General features: G+C 40.5%; 19 protein-coding genes. 9 read left to right on the top strand and 10 right to left on the bottom strand.

Annotated features, from left to right (window positions below):
• Positions 1-3: 3 nt before the first annotated feature.
• Positions 4-1,182: a patatin-like phospholipase family protein gene (locus AC6JA8_RS19135; protein ID WP_497975197.1), complete on the bottom strand. Its 1,179-nt coding sequence runs from the start codon at positions 1,180-1,182 to the stop codon at positions 4-6.
• 140 nt (positions 1,183-1,322) lie between these two features.
• On the opposite strand from AC6JA8_RS19135, the gene AC6JA8_RS19130 reads away from it, so the two are divergent.
• The 5 genes from AC6JA8_RS19130 to AC6JA8_RS19110 are packed head-to-tail and all read left to right on the top strand — an operon-like array spanning position 1,323 to position 6,566.
• The gene (locus tag AC6JA8_RS19130) at positions 1,323-1,634 is read left to right on the top strand and encodes a coiled-coil domain-containing protein (protein ID WP_102245410.1); all 312 of its coding nucleotides are present in this window, start codon (positions 1,323-1,325) and stop codon (positions 1,632-1,634) included.
• Positions 1,631-3,094 (top strand): hypothetical protein, encoded by a 1,464-nt coding sequence (locus AC6JA8_RS19125; RefSeq protein WP_497975196.1) that lies wholly within the window; start codon positions 1,631-1,633, stop codon positions 3,092-3,094. The genes AC6JA8_RS19130 and AC6JA8_RS19125 overlap by 4 nt, the downstream gene beginning before the upstream one ends.
• 15 nt (positions 3,095-3,109) lie before the next feature.
• Positions 3,110-4,987, top strand: coding sequence for an NAD-dependent DNA ligase LigA (gene ligA, locus AC6JA8_RS19120; protein ID WP_497975195.1), 1,878 nt, complete (start codon positions 3,110-3,112; stop codon positions 4,985-4,987).
• A gap of 7 nt (positions 4,988-4,994) precedes the next feature.
• A complete protein-coding gene (gene radA, locus AC6JA8_RS19115) occupies positions 4,995-6,371 on the top strand; it encodes a DNA repair protein RadA (RefSeq protein ID WP_497975194.1) in 1,377 nt (458 codons plus the stop codon).
• 3 nt (positions 6,372-6,374) lie between these two features.
• Positions 6,375-6,566, top strand: a complete 192-nt coding sequence (locus AC6JA8_RS19110) for a hypothetical protein (protein WP_497975193.1) — start codon at positions 6,375-6,377, stop codon at positions 6,564-6,566.
• Here AC6JA8_RS19110 and glpK read toward each other — a convergent pair.
• Positions 6,559-8,049, bottom strand: a complete 1,491-nt coding sequence (gene glpK, locus AC6JA8_RS19105; protein ID WP_497975192.1) for a glycerol kinase GlpK — start codon at positions 8,047-8,049, stop codon at positions 6,559-6,561. The two genes, AC6JA8_RS19110 and glpK, sit on opposite strands and share 8 nt — an antisense overlap.
• Before the next feature lie 274 nt (positions 8,050-8,323).
• Here glpK and AC6JA8_RS19100 point away from each other — a divergent pair, with 274 nt between their 5' ends.
• Entirely contained in the window at positions 8,324-8,881 is a 558-nt protein-coding gene (locus tag AC6JA8_RS19100; protein ID WP_497975191.1) for a TlpA disulfide reductase family protein, read from the top strand.
• Here the strand turns inward: AC6JA8_RS19100 and AC6JA8_RS19095 are convergent, their stop codons facing one another.
• Both AC6JA8_RS19095 and hutI read right to left on the bottom strand, forming a co-directional pair.
• Positions 8,882-9,253, bottom strand: coding sequence for a Kazal-type serine protease inhibitor family protein (locus AC6JA8_RS19095; protein ID WP_497975190.1), 372 nt, complete (start codon positions 9,251-9,253; stop codon positions 8,882-8,884).
• 56 nt (positions 9,254-9,309) lie between these two features.
• Complete coding sequence (gene hutI / locus AC6JA8_RS19090) at positions 9,310-10,521, bottom strand: imidazolonepropionase (protein WP_497975189.1); 1,212 nt, start codon at positions 10,519-10,521, stop codon at positions 9,310-9,312.
• Positions 10,522-10,693: 172 nt separating this feature from the next.
• On the opposite strand from hutI, the gene AC6JA8_RS19085 reads away from it, so the two are divergent.
• A complete protein-coding gene (locus AC6JA8_RS19085) occupies positions 10,694-12,439 on the top strand; it encodes a C1 family peptidase (RefSeq protein WP_497975188.1) in 1,746 nt (581 codons plus the stop codon).
• 8 nt (positions 12,440-12,447) lie between these two features.
• Positions 12,448-12,813, top strand: coding sequence for a hypothetical protein (locus tag AC6JA8_RS19080; protein ID WP_497975187.1), 366 nt, complete (start codon positions 12,448-12,450; stop codon positions 12,811-12,813).
• On the opposite strand, the gene hutU is transcribed toward AC6JA8_RS19080, so the two are convergent.
• The 3 genes from hutU to AC6JA8_RS19065 form a co-directional block, all read right to left on the bottom strand.
• Positions 12,810-14,480, bottom strand: coding sequence for a urocanate hydratase (gene hutU, locus AC6JA8_RS19075; protein ID WP_497975186.1), 1,671 nt, complete (start codon positions 14,478-14,480; stop codon positions 12,810-12,812). The genes AC6JA8_RS19080 and hutU overlap by 4 nt on opposite strands.
• The gene (gene hutH / locus AC6JA8_RS19070) at positions 14,480-16,015 is read right to left on the bottom strand and encodes a histidine ammonia-lyase (RefSeq protein WP_497975185.1); all 1,536 of its coding nucleotides are present in this window, start codon (positions 16,013-16,015) and stop codon (positions 14,480-14,482) included. The genes hutU and hutH overlap by 1 nt, the downstream gene beginning before the upstream one ends.
• Before the next feature lie 77 nt (positions 16,016-16,092).
• Positions 16,093-16,356, bottom strand: coding sequence for a hypothetical protein (locus AC6JA8_RS19065; protein ID WP_497975184.1), 264 nt, complete (start codon positions 16,354-16,356; stop codon positions 16,093-16,095).
• A 188-nt stretch (positions 16,357-16,544) separates the two neighbouring features.
• On the opposite strand from AC6JA8_RS19065, the gene AC6JA8_RS19060 reads away from it, so the two are divergent.
• Entirely contained in the window at positions 16,545-17,096 is a 552-nt protein-coding gene (locus tag AC6JA8_RS19060; RefSeq protein WP_497975183.1) for a hypothetical protein, read from the top strand.
• Here AC6JA8_RS19060 and rpe read toward each other — a convergent pair whose 3' ends face one another.
• Genes rpe through def form a run of 3 tightly spaced genes read right to left on the bottom strand, consistent with a single transcriptional unit; the run spans position 17,097 to position 19,294 of the window.
• A complete protein-coding gene (gene rpe, locus AC6JA8_RS19055; protein ID WP_497975182.1) occupies positions 17,097-17,759 on the bottom strand; it encodes a ribulose-phosphate 3-epimerase in 663 nt (220 codons plus the stop codon). It abuts the gene before it with no gap.
• The gene (gene fmt, locus AC6JA8_RS19050) at positions 17,760-18,710 is read right to left on the bottom strand and encodes a methionyl-tRNA formyltransferase (RefSeq protein WP_497975181.1); all 951 of its coding nucleotides are present in this window, start codon (positions 18,708-18,710) and stop codon (positions 17,760-17,762) included. It abuts the gene before it with no gap.
• Positions 18,710-19,294, bottom strand: coding sequence for a peptide deformylase (gene def / locus AC6JA8_RS19045; RefSeq protein WP_497975180.1), 585 nt, complete (start codon positions 19,292-19,294; stop codon positions 18,710-18,712). Before def ends, fmt begins: the two co-directional genes overlap by 1 nt.
• Between the last annotated feature and the right edge of the window lie 3 nt (positions 19,295-19,297).

Here is a 19,297-nt window from a genome sequence, read left to right as displayed (position 1 = left end):
TTTCTAATCTAAATTTTTAAAAACTTCGAGCGTCTTCTTATAGCCCGCTGTCATAATGTATTTTGCTTTCTGCGGATCAAGAGAAAACGAGTTAGTGAAGAAAAGCTTGTAGTGTGAGTGATCTGGATAGATATCGATAAACTTAACGTTTGGGTTGTAGTTTAGTTTTCTCTCTAAAATCGAAGTGATCTTAGCTTTATCCTTTACGCTGAAATTTTGTGAAGACATATAGTCGTTAACAGTATCAATAATATCTTTTGCTAAAACCTTTTGTCCGCGAGAAGAAACAATTTTCTTTTGGATCATCAGGTAAATAGCCTGCATACAGATGGCCGGAAGACCGAAGTTAATCAGAGATCCGATTTCATCGTGATAGTGGTATGGGGTGTGAGTCCATGAGCTAATGATGTAGTCACACTTATTATCAACAGCAACGTGGTTAGAGAGAGTCTCTCTAATTTCTCCGTCGATATAATAATCAACTTGGGCCGTACGTGGGTTTTTTATGGGAAAAGGTGCATAGAAAGGTGGCACACTCATGCTGGCAGAAACCGCTTGAGTGATATCTACACCAGTGTAGTATTCAGCAGTCGAGTCGTGAATTGGACTCGGATAATTGTATTTGCTAAAAATAACTTTTCGAGAGTGATCTAACTGAGTCGCAACGACAAACATGTCAGCCGCGTATTCTTCAAAATTTTGCGAGAGGATAACATGCTTTTGCATATACTGATTTAGGCCTTCTGTTGAAAAAAGTCCTGAAATCGAAAGCAATGGCTTTGACATTTGTTTTAAAAAGGCCGGAAATCCTTCGAGTGGATTATAAAAATCAAAATTAAATGGATTGCGCGAGGGCATCTTTCTCGAAAGCATATCAGTGTATGTAACCGGCTTAAGAGATGTCTGAGCATTCTTGCGGTTAATAGTCGCATCGATGACATCAATAGGCCTAAAACCTGAGGCAAAGTACAGGTTAATTAGTGAACCAGCACTTGAACCTACATAAGTTGAAATCTCATAATCAGCATCAAGTGGAGATTTGTTGTGTTTGAGTACAAATCCAAGCTCTTCAAGTGCCAGGGCCACGCCCAAATGCCATGAAGCGGCCTTAACAACACCACCGGAAAGAACCAGGGCGGTCTTTTTATTTTTGAATTGGCTAAGATCTACATCGTGATACATGAGATAAGGATAACACTTCTTACATCTGTTTTGAGATTTTTTTCAAAGTAGTGGAGTGCCTTCATCGGGTTTAAAAATATTCTAACTAATCTGAATCTAAGATAGAATATGAGTACTCACCAATGGAATGGAGATGTCTAATGAATCAAGAAGGAATCTGGTTATCGATACTCGATTACGCTAACGTAAAAAAAGTTTCAATTTCAACAATCAGACGCTCAATCAAATCAGGCCATATTAAGTATAAAGAAGAAAACGGAAAGTATTTTATCTGGACGAGAGAGATCACTGTTCAGAAAGAAGAGTTGGCCTTAAAACTTGAAGTGGAGTTCCTTAAAAAGAGAAACCGCGAGCTGGAAGAGGAGATTAACGATCTTAAGATGCTTCTTTCGGTTTATGAGCATAATGCCCAGGCTGAAACACTGCCGCCACTTCCAGAGATTGAACTATGAAAAAATTCTTACTATTAGGGGCCCTGCTTCTTTCAACAAACCTCATGGCCTCAGAATCGATGAGAAACTGTATGCTTCTTCCGGTGACGGATGGAGCGGACAATAAGATTGGGTTCAAGGTTTTTGAAGATGTTGAAAACTATATTAAAGATGGTTCATGGTGTACGTATAAATCGAACTCAGAGCTTATCAATATTCTTGGCCAATACTCTAAAAATCTTGAAAGTCATTTAAACAACAAAGATGTTTTAAAAGTCATTGCAGATAAAACAAAAGCGGGAACACTTATTCGCATCGTTTTAGCGGTGGGAGCAAACACGGCCGATGTTAAGGTTGAAGTTATCGGAGAAAACGGTGAAGATCGTTATTTCAAAGAGCAAACTCAACTTAAGACAACAGATTCAACAGTAATTTCTCAGACAGTAAAAAACTGGCTGGATATGTACGAAAAGACGATTCCCTACAGTGGACGAGTCAAAGGTGTTCTTGGAGATCAATTTACAATTGATATTGGAAGAAAATCGCAGATCTTCAACGGAAGCGAAATCGTTATTGAGAGACCTACTGCAAAAAGACAGCATCCATTATTAAAAGAAATCATTGATTACCAAACTGAAAAAATTGCAGACGCAAAAGTTTTTGATGTTGGTGAAACTCAAGCGCAAGCTAGGGTAACAGCTTATGAGGGAAATAAAAAACTTCGCATTGAAGACTGGGTAAAGGTTCGCTCGGTTGAATCAAGGAAAGTGATTGAGCAAGTAAAGTTTGGTGAAAAAGAAGACAATGAATTTGGAAAGCTGGGGTCAATTGGAATCTATTTAACAGCGGGAAGTGGCTCGGTGACAAAGTCGGGTGCTTCAGAGAATTCTATGGATGGGATGAGATTCGGAGGACACCTTGACCTGGAGCTTTGGGCGACTAGAAATTGGTGGGGTGGAATTGAGTTTGGAAAAAAATTTGGTAGCTATAAAAAGGACCAAGGAACTTTCACTCAAGATAGCAACTCCTCAGACAATACTGCAACACGTGTAAAGTTTGGATACAAATATTTACCAATGGGATTTTTCTACGGCCCACAAGTTGATCTTTATGGTGGATATGGAAGTTATATTTACGGTATGAATACGTCGCAGGCCGATGGCTTCACGGAATTTACTTTCTCTGGATTGTTATTGGGAGCGCGCGGTAGTATTCCTGTTTATCAAGCAATGAGAATGTACCTTTTAATTGATTTCCTTTTAACATCTTCTTACAAAGAGAAAGCGAAAATTTATGGCGCAGACGACTCGAGCTCAAACTACCGTTTAGAGATCGGTGGACAGTATGCTTATGAGACGAATATTTCACTTGTAGGGGGCATTGAAGTTCTTTCAAACAAAGCGACTTTCACAAAGGGAAATACAAAAGAACTGCAATTCAAAGATACTTCTGCTAAAGTAGGAGCGATTTTTACTTTTTAACCTCGGAGGGGTTAAGTGAGTCGCATCCAAAAACTTGAATCCGAAATTATTAAACATAAGGCGCTCTATTACCAAGGGCGCCCTGAAATATCTGACTACGATTACGACAAACTCGAAGACGAATTAAAAAAACTAGATCCAAAAAACCCAGTTCTCAATATTGTCGGTACGACAACATCGGCCAGTGACAAAATTAAGCACGATAAAAAAATGCTTTCCCTTGAAAAGACCTACGTCATTGAAGACTTAGTGGAATGGATGGGGAAAGAAGAAATCCTGAGCACGATGAAGCTCGATGGGATTAGCTGCTCACTTATTTATCAGGATGGCGATCTTCATCTGGCCAAAACCAGAGGAGATGGAACTTTTGGTGAGAATATCACTAAAAAAGTCATGTGGATTAATAACGTTCCAAAATTTATCAATAATAAACACAAAGTTGAAATTAGAGGTGAGCTTTTCTGTGATGAAGAGAGCTTTTTTAAACTTTCAAAAGAAATGACTGATATCGGTTTGGAAAAACCAACCAGTCAGAGAAATATTGTCGCCGGCTTAATGGGGCGAAAAGAAAACCTGGAGCTTTGCCGCTATATCAAGTTCATGGCCTTTGATTACATTAGCGATGAACCGATTAAAAAAGAAGAAAAGAAGTTTGAGCATTTAAAAGAGCACGGATTTCTTATTCCAGAAGTGGAAATTCATACATCAAAAAAATCTTTAGAAGATGTTATTGACCGCGCTCGCCATTTCATGTCAGAAGGTGACTACCAAATCGATGGCCTGGTGTTTACTTATAACAGCCTGGCCTTGCATGAGGAGTTGGGAGAAACATCCCATCACCCTCGCTACAAAATGGCCTTTAAGTTCCAAGGTGAATCAAAGACAACAACGCTTAAAGAAATCATCTGGTACGTTTCAAGAAATGGAATCTTAACTCCCGTTGGAGAAGTTGAGCCGGTAGAGCTTTCTGGTGCCATGATTTCAAATGTGACATTACACAATTACGGAATGGTTGCGGCCAATAACTTAAAGTCTGGAGATGAGATTGAAATTATCCGCTCTGGAGAGGTAATTCCAAAATTTCTTTCAGTCGTGAAATCATCAAAAGAGAAATTCGTTGTTCCTGATCATTGCCCAAGTTGTGAGTCAAAAGTTGAAATCGTCGATATCAGGATTTACTGCCGCAATGATAATTGCCCCGGTAAAAACAAAGAGATCATTTTAAATTTCATCCAGAAGATTGGCATTGAAAACCTAAGTGGTAAAAGGTTGGAAGAACTAATCAATGCAAAACTTGTAAAAACGATTCCGGATCTTTACCGCCTGGAAGCTTCTGACCTCATGAAGCTTGATAAGGTTAAAGATAAATTAAGCAACAAGCTTATCGAGTCGATTGAAAAAACGAAAACTGTCGATCTGATTACTTTCTTATCTGCACTGGGAATTAGTGGTGGGGCCTATAATAAGTGTGAGAAGGTAGTGCGAGCTGGATTTGATAGTATTAAGAAGATTAAAAACTTAAGTCTTGAACAGTTAATGAAAGTTGAATCATTTGCAGAAAAATCAGCGACGGAGTTTTTAACTTCAATTCGTGAAAAGTTTGATTTAATTGATGAACTGGTAGACCTGGGCTTTGAGTTCACAGTTGAAGAGACTCGCGAAACAGCAATTACAGGAATGAAGATTTGTATTACTGGAGCTCTTTCAGAAAAGAGGCCTGTGGTAGAAGATAAAATCCGCGAAGGCGGAGGGATTGTGGTGTCTTCGGTATCGAAGAACACAGATATTCTGGTAACGAATGAAACCGATCCTAGTTCAAGCAAATATAAAAAAGCGCTTGAGCTTAAAATCAAGATCATTACAGAAGCAGAACTTTTAAAAATGTTAAATTAGGATTGTCATGGCCAAGAAAACCTCAACATTTATTTGTCAGAGTTGTTCATACCAAACATCAAAGTGGATGGGGAAATGTCCAGAGTGTGGATCGTGGAACTCGTTTACTGAAGAGACCACTGTTGCCGCGAAAGATTTAAACCGTGCTCATAAAAGAACAGCTCTAGGTGGGGAAGCCCCAAAGCTGATTAATGATATCGTTTTAGAAAAGCAGTTTAGAGTCGTAACGGGAATGGGAGAATTTGACCGCGTCGTGGGCGGTGGAGTTGTTCCCGGTTCTTTAATTCTTATTGGTGGAGAGCCAGGAATTGGAAAGTCGACACTTTTAACAGCGATTATGGGGAGACTTTCTCAATCACACGCCGGGCAAACTGTTCTTTACGTAAGTGGAGAGGAGTCTGTTAACCAGGTGGCGGAACGATCAAAGAGAGTTGGTGTTAATGCTGACAATTTTTATATCTATAACGAAACAAACTGGCAGAAGATTTTAGAGCAAATCAATAAACTTCAGCCGCGCTTTTTAGTTATCGACTCAATTCAGACGACATCATCGTCTGAAATTGATTCAGCACCAGGAACGGTGTCTCAGATTCGCGAAGTGACTTATGAACTTATGAATCACGTGAAGGCCAATGGGATTACGTGCTTTGTTATTGGTCATATCACGAAAGAGGGATCAATCGCCGGGCCAAAAATCCTTGAGCACATGGTAGATACGGTTATTTATTTTGAAGGAGACCAGTTCGGTCACTACAGAATTCTTCGTGCGATGAAAAACCGCTTTGGGAATACCAACGAAGTCGGTATTTTTGAAATGAAGGAAAGTGGATTAGACGAAGTAAAAAATCCTTCTCAATACTTCCTTGATGATCAATTAAAAGAATCTTTCGGCCGCTCTTTAACTTGTATCATTGAAGGGTCGCGTTCTCTCTTTGTAGAGGTTCAGGCGCTGGTTGTTGATAATAAGTTTGGTAACGGGCGCAGGACAACTCACGGGATTGATAACAACCGCCTTTCAATGATGGTGGCCGTTATTGAAAAATATTTCGGATTGCCTCTGGGGTTTAACGATATTTACTTAAACGTTGTAGGGGGAATGAAACTTACGACAAGAGAGTCGGATCTTTCGATCATTGCTTCTCTTTTAAGTTCATACCGTTCAAAACCAATTGATTCGAGCACGATTTTTGTCGGAGAGGTTGGTTTAACGGGTGAAGTTCGCTCGATTCCTCAGATGGAAATGAGAATTAAAGAAATGGCCCAGCTCAATTACAAGCGAGTGGTCACTTCAGAAAAAACGGCCAGAGAGTTAAAAGGTAAATACGATATCGAGATCATTGGTCTTCGCCAAGCGAGAGACTTAGATCAATTTATCGGGAAATAAATTATGAAAGATCGAAATCTCTTAATTGCGACCATGATTCTCCTTCTAATTGGGATTGTAGCGGTCATTGCGAGGGATTTTGCGTCTATCCATTATTGTGTGGAATCAAAAGGGGTTTGGGACCCGAAAAAGAAAGTGTGCGAGATGGCGCCTCCTGCGGCCCAAAAACCACAGGAAGCAAAACCAGTTAAGTAAACATTTTACTGATTGTTTTATTCCAAAGCTCTCGCTTGTCTTTGATATAGCCTTCAAGGTTTGAATCAATCGGAAACTCGCGGTCTTTTTTCCATGTCGTCGAGAGTCTTTCAAAATCTGTTAGGCCAGCGCCAATAGCTGCGGCCATCGCCGCACCAAAAGCTGTTGTCTCGATAACTTTAGGTCTAACGATTGTCGTTTCTGAAATTGTCGCCTGAAGTTCCATTAAAAGTGTATTAGCGGCGGCTCCGCCGTCAACTTTAAGAGTTTTAATACTAAGCCCAGTGTCTTTTTTCATCGCCATTAAAAGATCATTAATCGCCATAGCAACGCCTTCAAGGCAAGCAAAGGCAATGTGAGAGCGACCTGAATCGCGGGTGAGTCCGGTGATGGCCCCTTTGGCCTCAGCGTTCCAGTAAGGAGAGCCTATTCCGGCAAAAAATGGGAAGAATTGAATGTGTTTTAGTTCTTCAAAGTTATGCACTTCGCGCGCTAGTGGCTCAACTTCAGAACTCTTTTTGATAATTTTTAAGTTATCGCGCAGCCATTGAACAGCAGCTCCGGCAATGTAGCTTGAGCCTTCAAGCGCATAAACGGCTTTTCCTTTGTAGCGGTATTCAACCGTCGTTAAAAGTCCTGACTTTGAGTAAATGAGCTCATCGCCAGTATTTAATAGAACGAAGGCACCAGTTCCGTAAGTGCATTTCATTTCGCCTTTATGAAAACCAGCTTGCCCAAAAAGAGCAGATTGCTGATCTCCGAGAATCCCAGTCACGGGAATGCCATCAGGTAAAAATGAAAGACCTTTTGTGACACCAAAATTTCCGAATGAATCTTCGATAGATGGAAGAGACTCTCTCTTAACACCGAAGACGTCGAGAAGTTCAGCGTCCCAGTCACATGTTTTTAAATTCATCAGCATTGTGCGAGAAGCATTTGAGGCATCTGTTTTGTGAGATACATGGCCAGTTAATTTGAAAAGGAGGAATGTATCGATTGTTCCAAAAAGCAGAGAGCCTTCTTTAGAGGCACTGGCCACGGCAGCATTATTTTTTAATAACCAATGCATTTTCGTAGCAGAAAAATAAGGATCGATAGGAAGACCTGTTTTTTCTTTAATCTTTTCCGAAAGATTTTTTCCTTTTAGTTCCTGACAAAAATCACTCGTGCGTCTGTCTTGCCAGACAATCGCGTTTGCCAGTGGAGTTCCCTTTTTATCAAAGGCACATGTTGTTTCACGTTGGTTGGTTATACCAATGGCCTTAATTTGATGGGGCTGAACATTATTGTTTTTTAAAACTTCTTTAGCTGTTGATTCAACTGTTGCCCAGATATCATTGAGGTTGTGTTCAACCCAAGATGGCCTAGGATAAATCTGAGGGTATTCTTTACTTGATTGACCGATGAGCGTAAAAGTTTCGGCATCAATCAGACAAGATCTCGTTCCTGTTGTTCCCTGGTCAATCGACAAGATGTAATTCATAGGCCCTCACTGAACTTATAAAAAAGAATGTTACTTACGGAATTGTAACTGTACTTGCATTAGGTCTGGCAATAATTTTTAGCATGATCTCCCAACGGGAACCAATATAGAAACTAAAGCCTCTCATGTAGGCAAAGGAGATGCTTATTAGCAGCATTAAAACGAAAATGAACTCCAAGAAAGTTTGACCTTTTTGGTTATTTAAACTCTTGGGTTTTAGTTTCAGTCTGGTTTTAAACATAGTATAATTTTAGAACGATTAGGGGCTCATGCAATGAAGAAATTTTTACCATTTATTATATTTATCGTGGTGTTTGGCGTAGTGCTTGCCGGGCAAATTGGATTCAAGTTCTTCGCAAAAAATGAAGAAGTGATCAAGCAGTCGCAAGAATATCTGGAGTACGAGAATCTCTTCCTTCACGGAAACTATAAAACGCTGGCGGGTGAAGACCTGCCGATGACAAAAATCGACGCTCCGGTTGTGATTCTAAATTTCTGGGCTTCATGGTGTATTCCATGTCTGGAAGAGATGCCGTCGATGATCGCTCTTAAAAATAAATTCAAACCAGAACAAGTTCAAATCGTGGCCATCAACACAGATGAGGATGATCAGGTTGCCAATATTCATAAGACAATGAAGAAGATCAATATGAAAGATGAATTCATCATTGTTCCAGATAAAAATTCAAAACTCGTCACTGACTACAAGGTCTCAGCGATTCCTGTTACGATTATTTTCCATAGAGGGAAAGTGGTTCATTTTAGCAATGGGCCGATGGATTTTAATGCTGAAGAGATTGTGGAAAAAATGAAAGAATGGACAGCGAATTAACTAGCGATTGCAATCGCTAAATTTAACGATTCTTTTCATAAAACCGTTTCTGATTGCAGCTTGAGCTTCACATTCATTGATATAAGTTTTGTTGTCATCACCACATACAGGACCGCTGTCGCTACAGTTACAGCTACCTTGAGCAAACTTATTGGCCTCATCACCATAATAGCATTTGGCCTGGCATAAATTATCGTATGTGACGTTGTTGTATCCGCACACTGGTGAATAGCTTGAGTTACAAGCGCACTGTCCACCAGTTAAAGAGTTTGATCCAGATGAAGTTCCTTGCATTTTATCGGCCCCGCACGATGCTAAAACAAGCAACGTCGCCAGACTAAATAAACGCAGGAATGTAACAAACCTTTTCATAGAAGGCTTATCGGACAATTCTTATCAAAACTAAATCTTATTGGGCCCTAAAAGTGCTAAATAGCTAAATTCTTGCCCCAATTATAGGTAATACGATCAATTGAGTCGGTATTAAAGACGCTAAAGCGAGGTTTAAGACCAGGGATTAAGGCCCCTTGGTTTTTGAGTCCTACGGCACAAGCGGCGTTGAAAGTGATAGCACACCAAAGTTCCGCCATATTCATCTTATAGATAGGAGCGGCCAGTGAAGCGATCATCACAAGATTATCACAGTGACATGATCCGGGGTTGTAATCAGAAGCGATAGCAACTTTAACTCCAGCATCTAAAAAGGCACGGCCATTGGCCTGGTTTTTCCCCAGGAAAAGTCCAGTACCAGGAAGAAGTGTAGCGACAGTGTTTGAATTTTTTAAGGCTTCAATTCCATCGGCCCCGGTTGCTAAAAGATGATCTGCCGAAAGCGCTTGGTATTTAGTCGCGAGAATAGCACCTTTGTTGTCGTTAAATTCATCGGCGTGCATTTTAACCGGGATGTTCCATCTTTTTGCACGCTCAAAAAGTGAGATGACATCTTCTTCAGAGAAATAATTTTGTTCGTGGAAGATATCAACGCAATCAAGGATTTGTTCTTCACCAAGCTTATCTAATAGAGGAAGAACCACATCTTTCATGTATTCATACGAGCTCGAGTAGTCTTTAGGAACAGCGTGAGCGGCCATGAAGGTGTTAATGATTTGGACATCAGGACGAACGATATTTTTTAGGTCGTGGATAATGCGGGAAATTTCATATTCTTTTTCAAAGTTTAAGCCGTAACCAGATTTCACCTCGATTGTTCCCACACCATAAGAGCGAATGTTTTTAATTCTTTGCTGGGCAAGTTTTAAAAGTTCGCTGCGTGAAAGGGCATTGGTTCCTTTCATTGAATTTAAAATACCACCGCCAGCTTTGGCGATCTCTTCATAGGTCGCACCGTTAAGTCTCATGCTGTATTCATGAGCTCGGTCTCCACCAAAGACAACGTGCGTGTGTGAGTCGACAATTTCCGGCACACAAGTCTTTCCGCTGGCATCAATAAAATCCATGTGCTGATAATCTTCTGGAAGCTGATTATCAGGGCCAACCCAAATGATCTCATCTTGATTGTAGACAATAGAAGCATCCTTAATTAATCCAAGGTCAGAAGGAGAAAGTTTTCTTCCATCTTTTTTGTAGGCATTTTCTAGTGTTGCGATTTCAGAGAAGTGGCGAAAAATTTTAACTGTCATAGATCTTGTTTAACTCACTTAGTGGTTGGAGAAAGCAGTATAGAACGAAAGCGGGCATTCCAGAAGAGGTAAAAGTTTAAAAGTGCACTACCTGATTGCTTTACTCAGGTTAAGTCTTCCTCCCTTAAAACCTAAGTGAAATGTGTTAGAATTTTTGTGAGGTTTTTTGCTTATGAAAATTGCATTTTTGACTATGTTTCTCACGCTTTCGGCCACTGCTCTCGCACAAAATTGTGGAGAGATGCAAAATGGTGAGATTATTCGCGTTGATGAAGGCAATAAGAGTTTGGCGAACTTTCGTGTTCAAGATCAAGATGGTCTGGGAAGTTGTTATGCCAATGCAGCCAGCCTTTTGCTTCAATCAGTCCTTCCTAATAATCCAGAAGTTTCTTATTTGCATTTGGCGACTTTGTATAAGACAGAGGGTTTAAAAAACCAAAGGTCGGAAGCAAAAAATAATGGGAATTTTAATATCTATGTCAAAGAAGAGAAAAACACCCAGAAGGCCATTAATGGCAGCGGTGGCGCAATGGATTGGGACCTGGCCTTGGATGGAGGAAACACGTGCGGTGTAATCACCACTGTTAAAAATATGCAGGAGAATGAAAAAAAACCAATTCTTTGCACGCGCACAGACCTTAATCTTGAAAAGATTCTCACGTCTGGAGACATTGAACACAAGCAATTTAAAACCTTTCTGGAATCATCTCTCTACATGAATCAATTCCAAAAAATTTTTGGTGATATTAACGAGAAGCCAGGTCTCTTTAATAAAAAGAAAGTACAGGCAGCACAAGAGAAATACCAAAATTTTAAAACCAGCTTTCAGGATTTAATTCAAAAGAAAATTAAAAAGATTGAAGAGAAAGATTGCAACCGAATCAATGCAGATAATATCGACATGCTCCTGGGCCCGCTCACTCAACAGGCCCTAAGCTACAAATTCTGTTTTAAACCAGAGTTTGCATCAAGCAATGAGTATTGGTGTAAGGTTGTAAAGGGATTGGCTTACAATGCGAAAGTCAACCAAGATGGCTCTGTCGAAGTTAATGGAATAGACCCTAATTGGAAAAAGCGCCTAGAGGCCAAAATTGAGCAGAGAAAAAGTGGCTTCTCTGTTGAGAGTTTAAGCGATGATATAACAGACAGCTTTATGGAAAATCTCAACATGCTGGCATCGGAAAAAATGATTGCGCGAAAATTCATGAAAGATAAGATGGTGGGTGCCTCAAGCATTTTGAGCAACAGTCTAAAAGACTTAAGTGATGAGTATAATGAAGTTGCAAATTCAGGTTTTTCAAAAGCATGCGTGAAAAGAAATACCTATGGCTATTTTCAAACTAAAGACTTTGAAGAAGATTGGCGAAGTAATGTCAGTCTGTGCTCTTATGCTGAGCTGATGAAGCAAGCTACCAACGTTATTGTGAAATATAAAGAATCTGGGCTTGATGACCTCGAGACTGCAATGGATTTCTTAACAACAAATGCAGGAAACAATTACGACCAGGCCATGATGTCGCTTTATGCTAGCGATTGCAATGACAGCACAAAGATCCAAATCCCTCAGAATGTATCTTGCAACACGATTCAAAGCAGCTGGAAGAACAAAGATGATATCGACAAGATGATCATAAAAAAATTAAAGAACAATCAGCCTTTGACAGCATCTTTGTGTGCGCAAATCTTGAAAAAACCCAAAGCGCAGTTCAAAGATAATGAATGCGGCCATCATGCTTTGGGAATTGTGGGAATCCAATGCTCTGAAGGAAAATATAAGTATTTAATTCAGAACTCATGGGGGGCCAATAACCGTGCCACTGCAGAATCTGGAATTGAAAATGTAGATGGGAAGGGGGCTTATTGGTTTAATGAGCAAAACTTTTTCGACAGCGTCTATGGCGTTGATTACTTAAATTAAGAGTCATTATGAAACAACTTCTTCTCCTGTTAATAATTCAACCTCTTTGGGCCGCAGAACCAGTGGCGAGTGTTGATGTATGGTCAAGCGGTAGTCTTTATTATTCGTTTGTAAAAGACAAAGAAACTGGAGCTCTTGTCTCTGAGAATTGCCAGGCGCAAAGGGAAAAATGTGAGGCGATTAAGGCCGTTTTAAACAAAGATAAAGTGAAAGTTAGCGAAGCTGAAAGAAGTGGCGGGAAAAATCCGGGTGCAGTGGTTTGCAAAAAAGATTATTCTGGAGAGATCCTGATTCTTAAAAACAACGCTGGCGCCGAGAGTGCCTTTTGTAAATTCAAAGACAACACCCAGGCCAGCGCCTCAGATCTTTATTAAGAGTTAATTTTTAACGATGGAAGCTTTAGCGAGCTTTTTCTTGCTGTCTCGCGAGCTAGTTCATAACCAGCGTCTGCGTGGCGAGCAACTCCCATTCCTGGGTCAGAGTTTAAAACGCGCTTAAGTCTCTCATCCATATCTTTTGATCCGTCAGCACAGATAACCATCCCAGAGTGTTGAGAGTACCCGATACCAACTCCACCGCCGTGGTGGAATGATGTCCATGAAGCTCCGTTCATTGTGTTGATCATAAGGTTTAGAAGAGACCAGTCAGAAACAGCGTCTGTTCCATCCATCATGCCTTCAGTTTCTCTGTTAGGACTTGTTACTGAACCTGTATCAAGGTGATCGCGACCAATAACGATTGGCGCTTTTACTTTTCCTTCGCGAACAAGTTGGTTGAACATAAGACCAGCTTTTTCACGCTCACCGTAGTTTAACCAACAGATACGTGCTGGAAGACCTTGGAAAGCTACCATCTCTTGAGCCTTATCTAACCAATTGTGCAGTTTTTTATTTTCCGGGAAAAGTTTTTTCATTGCTTCGTCTGTTACACGGATATCATCTGGATCACCTGATAGAGCGACCCATCTAAATGGCCCAGACCCTTTACAGAAAAGAGGTCTGATGTAAGCAGGAACGAATCCTGGGAAGTCGTAGGCGTTTGTTACACCAACTTGCTTTGCACCTTCACGTAGGTTGTTTCCGTAGTCGAAAACATGCGCGCCAGCTTTTTGGAAAGCAAGCATCGCTTTTACGTGTTCACCCATAGTAAGTTTTGAAAGCTCAACGTATTTAGCTGGATTGCTTGTTCTTAAAGCAAGTGCTTCAGCGACAGTCATTTTATGGGGAACATATCCATTTAGTGGATCGTGAGCAGATGTTTGGTCTGTCACTAGGTCTGGTCTGATTCCTTTATCGTAAACATACTTGAAGAAATCAGCAGCGTTTCCAACAACACCAATAGAGATTGCTTTTTTCTCTTTAACAGATTTCAAAGCAAGATCGATAGCTTCATCAAAAGACTTACAAAGTACATCTAGGTATCTTGTTTTTAATCTCTTCTCAATTCTCCATTCTTCAACGTCACAAGCTAAACACACACCGTTTGCCATTTTTACAGCAAGAGGCTGAGCTCCACCCATACCACCGATACCTGCAGTTAAAACAAGTTTTCCAGTTAGGTCTGAACCATCACCGTAGTGCTTTTCAGCAGCGGCCATGAACGTTTCGTATGTTCCTTGAAGAATCCCTTGAGTTCCGATGTAGATCCATGATCCAGCAGTCATTTGACCGTACATCATCAGACCTTCGTCTTTAAGTTTGTTGAAGTGCTCCCACGTTGCCCAGTGAGGAACTAGGTTAGAGTTGGCAATTAAAACTCTTGGCCCGTGTTCGTGAGAAGGTAAGATCGCAACCGGCTTCCCTGATTGGATCATAAGTGTTTCATTGTTCTCTAAATTCTTTAGCGCGTGGATGATGTCGTTAAGAGCTTGATGATTTCTTGCTGCTTGTCCGTTTCCACCGTAAACAATGAGGTTTTCTCTGTCTTCAGCAACTTCAGGGTGAAGGTTGTTAAGAAGGCATCTTAGTGCAGCTTCCTGGTGCCAGCCCTTAGTTGTTAATGTTGATCCTGTTGGAGGTAATGGAATATTATGTGTGCTCATTAGTTTAGCGCTCCAAGTTTTGATTCAGCAGCAGCAACGACTTCGCCACTGTTGATAACTTTAATAATATTGTTCATATCTTTGTAAAATATTCTGTCTTCTTCGATTGTCGGAACTGATTTTCTAATTAAAGCATAAACAGCTTCAAGTGGAGCAGATGTGACTTCTGGCCTTTGAAGGTCTAGTGCTTGAGTGTTACATAGAAGTTCGATCGCCAGAACTGACTTCGCATTTTCTATAACTTCGTGAAGTTTTCTTCCCGCCGTTACACCCATCGAAACGTGATCTTCTTTGTCTGTTGAAGTTGGAACTGAATCCACACTTGCTGGATGACAAAGGTATTTATTTTCACTTACAAGAGCTGCCGCAGTTACGTGAGCAATCATAAGCCCTGAGTTTAATCCAGAGTTTCTTGTTAAGAACGCTGGAAGCTCAGAGAAAGTAGGGTTCATCATTTTTTCAATTCTGCGCTCAGAGATGTTGCAGATTTCAGCAACACCCATGGCCAGGTAATCCATTACTAAAGCGAGAGCTTCACCGTGGAAGTTACCACCAGAAATAACTTCTCCGCTCTCAACGAAGATAAGTGGGTTGTCTGTGACAGCGTTTAGTTCTAATCCAATTACTTGTTCAGCGTGGATAAGAGTTTGTCTGCAAGCTCCGTGAACTTGAGGCACACAACGAAGTGAATAAGGGTCTTGAACTTTGTGACAGTCTGGGTGAGAGTCTTTTAGTTTTGACCCAGCAACTAGCTTGTTTAAGTTTTCCATACAGGCAATTTGACCTGGATGTGGCTTGAGCATTGTGATTTTTGGATTGTAAGCTTTATCTGTTCCTTTAACTCCATCCATTGTTAACGTCGCACAGATATCGGCAAGCTTCATGATTTGGCGAGCTTCAAAGACAGCAAGGGCCCCAAGAGCGGCCATACATGCAGTTCCGTTAATAAGAGCAAGGCCATCTTTTGGTCCAAGAACAGCAGGTTTTTTCCCAAGAGATTTAATCGCTACATCTGAGTTTACGATTTTTCCTTGAAATTCAACTTCGCCTTCACCAATTAAAGCAAGAGCGATGTGAGAAAGAGGAGCAAGGTCACCACTGGCACCAACAGATCCTTTTTCAGGAACAACTGGAGTGATGTCGTTATTTAAAAAATCTAAAAGTAATTCAACAGTGCTTGGCTCTACACCAGAGAATCCTGAAGTGAGGCAGTTCGCACGAAGAAGCATGATCGCTCTCGTCACTTCACGAGAAAAAGGTTTGCCCACACCTGTACAGTGAGAGCGGATTAAATTGACTTGAAGTGTGGCCAGGTCTTTTTCAGCGATGTGCATGCTTGAAAGAGCACCAAAGCCCGTATTGATTCCGTAAACCGGAGCCCCTTTTTTTACGATGTCAAAAACAAAAGCGCGTGACGCTTTCATTTTATCCATAGCTTTTGAATCGATAGATAGTTTTACTGCACCACCTTTCGCATGAGCGACTTGATGGACTTGATCAATAGTTAAAGACTGGCCGTTTAGACTGATATTCATGTGTACTCTCAAGGGTTAAAAAAACGCCTTGATCCTACAATGAAAAAGCTCAAAATGTAATGGTGTTTTGCTTCAATTTAGGCAGCTATCGCACTGTTTTCTTTAGGGTATTTTTTAATAAGCTGAATGACGACCATGTGGGCTTTTGTATTGTTATAATGGCCGCACCAGTAGAGGAGAGAGCGCTTCTTGTGACAGAGGTAAAGTAGCCCTGGATTGCTCTCAATGGCCTCAGTCAGCGACTGCAAGTGATTCATCTGGATAAACAAAATAATCTGCTCGAGCTCCTTGTTCTCGGGCTTCTTAAAGCTCAGGGTTTTTAGAATATTTCTCAATTGCATATCTGGGGAGTTTAAGTGCTAAGGGAGCCTAAACCAAATGACGACTTAAGTACCTGATTTCTTCAACAGCTCCCTAGGGGATAAACAAAAAAATCCCCTCAAAAAGAAGGCACAAGTAAAAAATTCAAGAGACCTACCGGGTTTTTATAGGCCTGCTATGATGGGGGCAACCATCAATAGGAGCTCTTATGAAAACAACTCTTGCAGTCTTTGCATTGGCACTTACTCTTTCAACTTCAGCATTTGCTGGCGACCGTCTGGTTTATACAGTCAAAGGTCACGAAGTTTTAACTCTTAAAAAAATTTCAAAAACTCGTTTTACTAAAATTTCTCAAGTGGTGACTGGTCAAGCGTCTCTTGATTACATCACGGCAAAAGGAACAAAAAATTTAAGTTCACAAGAAATCAACGAAGCAAGTGAAGAATTGGTAAGCCTGGAAGTAACAGGAAAGAATGTTGTAAGACTTATCGACATCAAAGAAAACATCAACAAAGAAATCCCTGCGACGGTTAGCACAAGTCTTTTTGGCTCAGTGAAGGCCATCACTGTAAGTGCACAAACAATGGAAGGGCTTTACGCTGCCAGCATGAAAAAATCTGGTCTTGATACTCTAAGAAACCTAAGGCTTTTAGGTGGAGCAATTTCAAGTTCAATCGTTTCGACAGATATGAATTGTGCTGCTGATGGCGATCTACTTATTTGCCAACAGGATCAGACGTTAACACTTCTAGCTCAATAGTTAGAAGCTTCTCAGAGATTCGATTTTATTTTTGTAATTGTCTTTAGTCGTTTTAAAAACATAAGAGCCGGCAACTAAATTGTCGGCTCCTGCCTCAATTAGTTCCTTGGCGTTTTTGTCTGTCACACCACCATCAACTTGAATCTGAAAATGTGCTTTTAGGGATTCGCGTCTCTTTTTAAGCTCTTTGATTTTATCAAATGCACTTGGCATAAAAGACTGTCCACCAAAACCAGGTTCAACTGACATCACTAAAACCAGGTCAACTGCTTTTAGGATTTCATCACTCAGTTTATGAGTTGGAGTGTTTGGTTTGATTGAAATACCAACGCTCGGGTAATTCTTTTTTAATTCTTGGATGAGTGAAAGTGAATCCATGACAGCTTCAAGGTGAAACGTGAAGTTGTGGATACCGGCATTTTTTAAAGTTTCGCCGTGAAACTCTGGATTGGTCACCATGAAATGAGCATCGCATTTATGAGGAGACTTTTTAGTAATAAGTTCAATGATGGGGTGACCGAAAGTCAGGTTGGGAACAAAGTGTCCGTCCATGATATCGAGGTGAAACCACATATCTTTTACACCTGAAAACGCCATAAGTTCCGGCTCAATGTTGAGGAAATCACAGGCAAGAAGACTTGGTGAAATGATAGTCATAAACATTTACGGATTGAGGATGATCTCTCCGCCCTTATTTTTAAGTCCGTTTAATAATTCAGTGTCACTGCAAACTTTTTTACCCTCAAGCTGAATCTTGCTCAGTCTGATGGCCGATCCGTCATTTAAACCAATCGATAAAAGTCCATGGTCAATTGATGTTTCTCCAGGCTTAAGTGAGCGAGGAAGCTTTTCAATTTCAAAAACTTTAAGTCGTAGGTTATTTAAAAAGCAATAAGTCCCAGGCCATGGATCAAAGGCCTTGATTTGGTTTCTGATTTTCTTATAGTCAGATTCTTTGAAATTTAAGAATCCATCTTCTTTTTTAATTGTTGGAGCAAAACTCACACCAGCAGAATCTTGGGGAGTGTAAACCAGTTTATCTTCCAATACTTTTTCGATTAAAGCTTTTGTCGAGACAGCGGCCTTAAGTTTAAGTTTGTTGTAAAGACTTTCACCAGTTTCATCATCAGTGATTGCCACTTCATCAAAATGAACGAGGTCGCCAGCATCCATTTCTTTAACCATCTTTTGAATCGAAACACCCGTTGAAGTGTCGCCATTTAAAAGAGCGTATTGAATAGGGGCAGCTCCACGGTATTTTGGAAGAATAGACGTGTGAATGTTAAAACACCCCAGTCTTGGCATGTTGAGAATGCGTGAGCCTAAAAATTGAGCAAAAGCTAAAACCAGGATGAAATCCAGGTTTAGTTTTTCCAGTGCTTCAAGAACTTCTGGTTCGCGGTTGATATTTTCAACCTGATAAAGAGGGATGTTGTGAGTTTTAGCAAACTCAGCAACAGGAGGAGCTTTTAATTCCTGTCCTCTTCCGGCCGGGCGGTCAGGCATAGTGATAACGCCAACAAGATTGATAGACGGATTATTGTATAGCTCTTCGAGTGTAGGAACTGAAAAATCAGGAGTCCCACAGAAAACGACATTTAATTTTTTAGTCATTATTTTTTCTTTTGTTTCTTTAGGAACTTTTTCTCAATTAACTGCTTCTTTAAAAAACTTAGACGATCGATGAAAACAATTCCATCGAGGTGATCGTTTTCGTGTTGAAGACAAACTGAAAGTAGTTCATCTGCATCAAGCGACAAATGATTGCCGTACATATCTTGATACTCAACCGTTACAAACTCAGCACGTTTAACGTCTTCGTATACACCGGGAACACTTAAACATCCTTCTTCATGGATAATTTCGCCGGTTTTGTTTTTAAAAACAGGATTGATGAAAACCATTGGTTTAAAATCTGACAAGCGCCATTCTTCTGTACCATCGGCCAAAGTGACTTTGTCTCTTTCAAACCAGATATCTAAAACAAAAAAGCGCAAACTCACACCAACTTGTGGTGCGGCCAGACCAATACCAGGAGCGTGGTACATAGTGAAAAGCATGTCTTTAACCAATGCTCTTAACTCATCGTTAAATTCTGTGACAGGGGCAGCGACCTTTTTTAAAACAGGGGCTGGGTATGTGAAGATGGGAAGCTTGGCTCCCTCTAATTTGTAGTTCTCTAAAAAGTTATCTTTCATTTC

This window comes from Bacteriovorax sp. HI3 (genome assembly GCF_059738875.1).
Note: the sequence above shows the minus strand (reverse complement) of the source record. Positions and strands in the feature narration are given on the sequence as shown.

Bases quoted from the DNA above. Each gene is read 5' to 3' on its own strand.
- AC6JA8_RS19135 (WP_497975197.1), bottom strand. From the start codon at position 1,182: ATGTATCACGATGTAGATCTTAGCCAATTCAAAAATAAAAAGACCGCC.
- AC6JA8_RS19130 (WP_102245410.1), top strand. From the start codon at position 1,323: ATGAATCAAGAAGGAATCTGGTTATCGATACTCGATTACGCTAACGTA.
- AC6JA8_RS19125 (WP_497975196.1), top strand. From the start codon at position 1,631: ATGAAAAAATTCTTACTATTAGGGGCCCTGCTTCTTTCAACAAACCTC.
- radA (WP_497975194.1), top strand. From the start codon at position 4,995: ATGGCCAAGAAAACCTCAACATTTATTTGTCAGAGTTGTTCATACCAA.
- AC6JA8_RS19110 (WP_497975193.1), top strand. From the start codon at position 6,375: ATGAAAGATCGAAATCTCTTAATTGCGACCATGATTCTCCTTCTAATT.
- glpK (WP_497975192.1), bottom strand. From the start codon at position 8,049: ATGAATTACATCTTGTCGATTGACCAGGGAACAACAGGAACGAGATCT.
- AC6JA8_RS19100 (WP_497975191.1), top strand. From the start codon at position 8,324: ATGAAGAAATTTTTACCATTTATTATATTTATCGTGGTGTTTGGCGTA.
- AC6JA8_RS19095 (WP_497975190.1), bottom strand. From the start codon at position 9,253: ATGAAAAGGTTTGTTACATTCCTGCGTTTATTTAGTCTGGCGACGTTG.
- hutI (WP_497975189.1), bottom strand. From the start codon at position 10,521: ATGACAGTTAAAATTTTTCGCCACTTCTCTGAAATCGCAACACTAGAA.
- AC6JA8_RS19085 (WP_497975188.1), top strand. From the start codon at position 10,694: ATGAAAATTGCATTTTTGACTATGTTTCTCACGCTTTCGGCCACTGCT.
- AC6JA8_RS19080 (WP_497975187.1), top strand. From the start codon at position 12,448: ATGAAACAACTTCTTCTCCTGTTAATAATTCAACCTCTTTGGGCCGCA.
- hutU (WP_497975186.1), bottom strand. From the start codon at position 14,480: ATGAGCACACATAATATTCCATTACCTCCAACAGGATCAACATTAACA.
- hutH (WP_497975185.1), bottom strand. From the start codon at position 16,015: ATGAATATCAGTCTAAACGGCCAGTCTTTAACTATTGATCAAGTCCAT.
- AC6JA8_RS19065 (WP_497975184.1), bottom strand. From the start codon at position 16,356: ATGCAATTGAGAAATATTCTAAAAACCCTGAGCTTTAAGAAGCCCGAG.
- AC6JA8_RS19060 (WP_497975183.1), top strand. From the start codon at position 16,545: ATGAAAACAACTCTTGCAGTCTTTGCATTGGCACTTACTCTTTCAACT.
- rpe (WP_497975182.1), bottom strand. From the start codon at position 17,759: ATGTTTATGACTATCATTTCACCAAGTCTTCTTGCCTGTGATTTCCTC.
- fmt (WP_497975181.1), bottom strand. From the start codon at position 18,710: ATGACTAAAAAATTAAATGTCGTTTTCTGTGGGACTCCTGATTTTTCA.
- def (WP_497975180.1), bottom strand. From the start codon at position 19,294: ATGAAAGATAACTTTTTAGAGAACTACAAATTAGAGGGAGCCAAGCTT.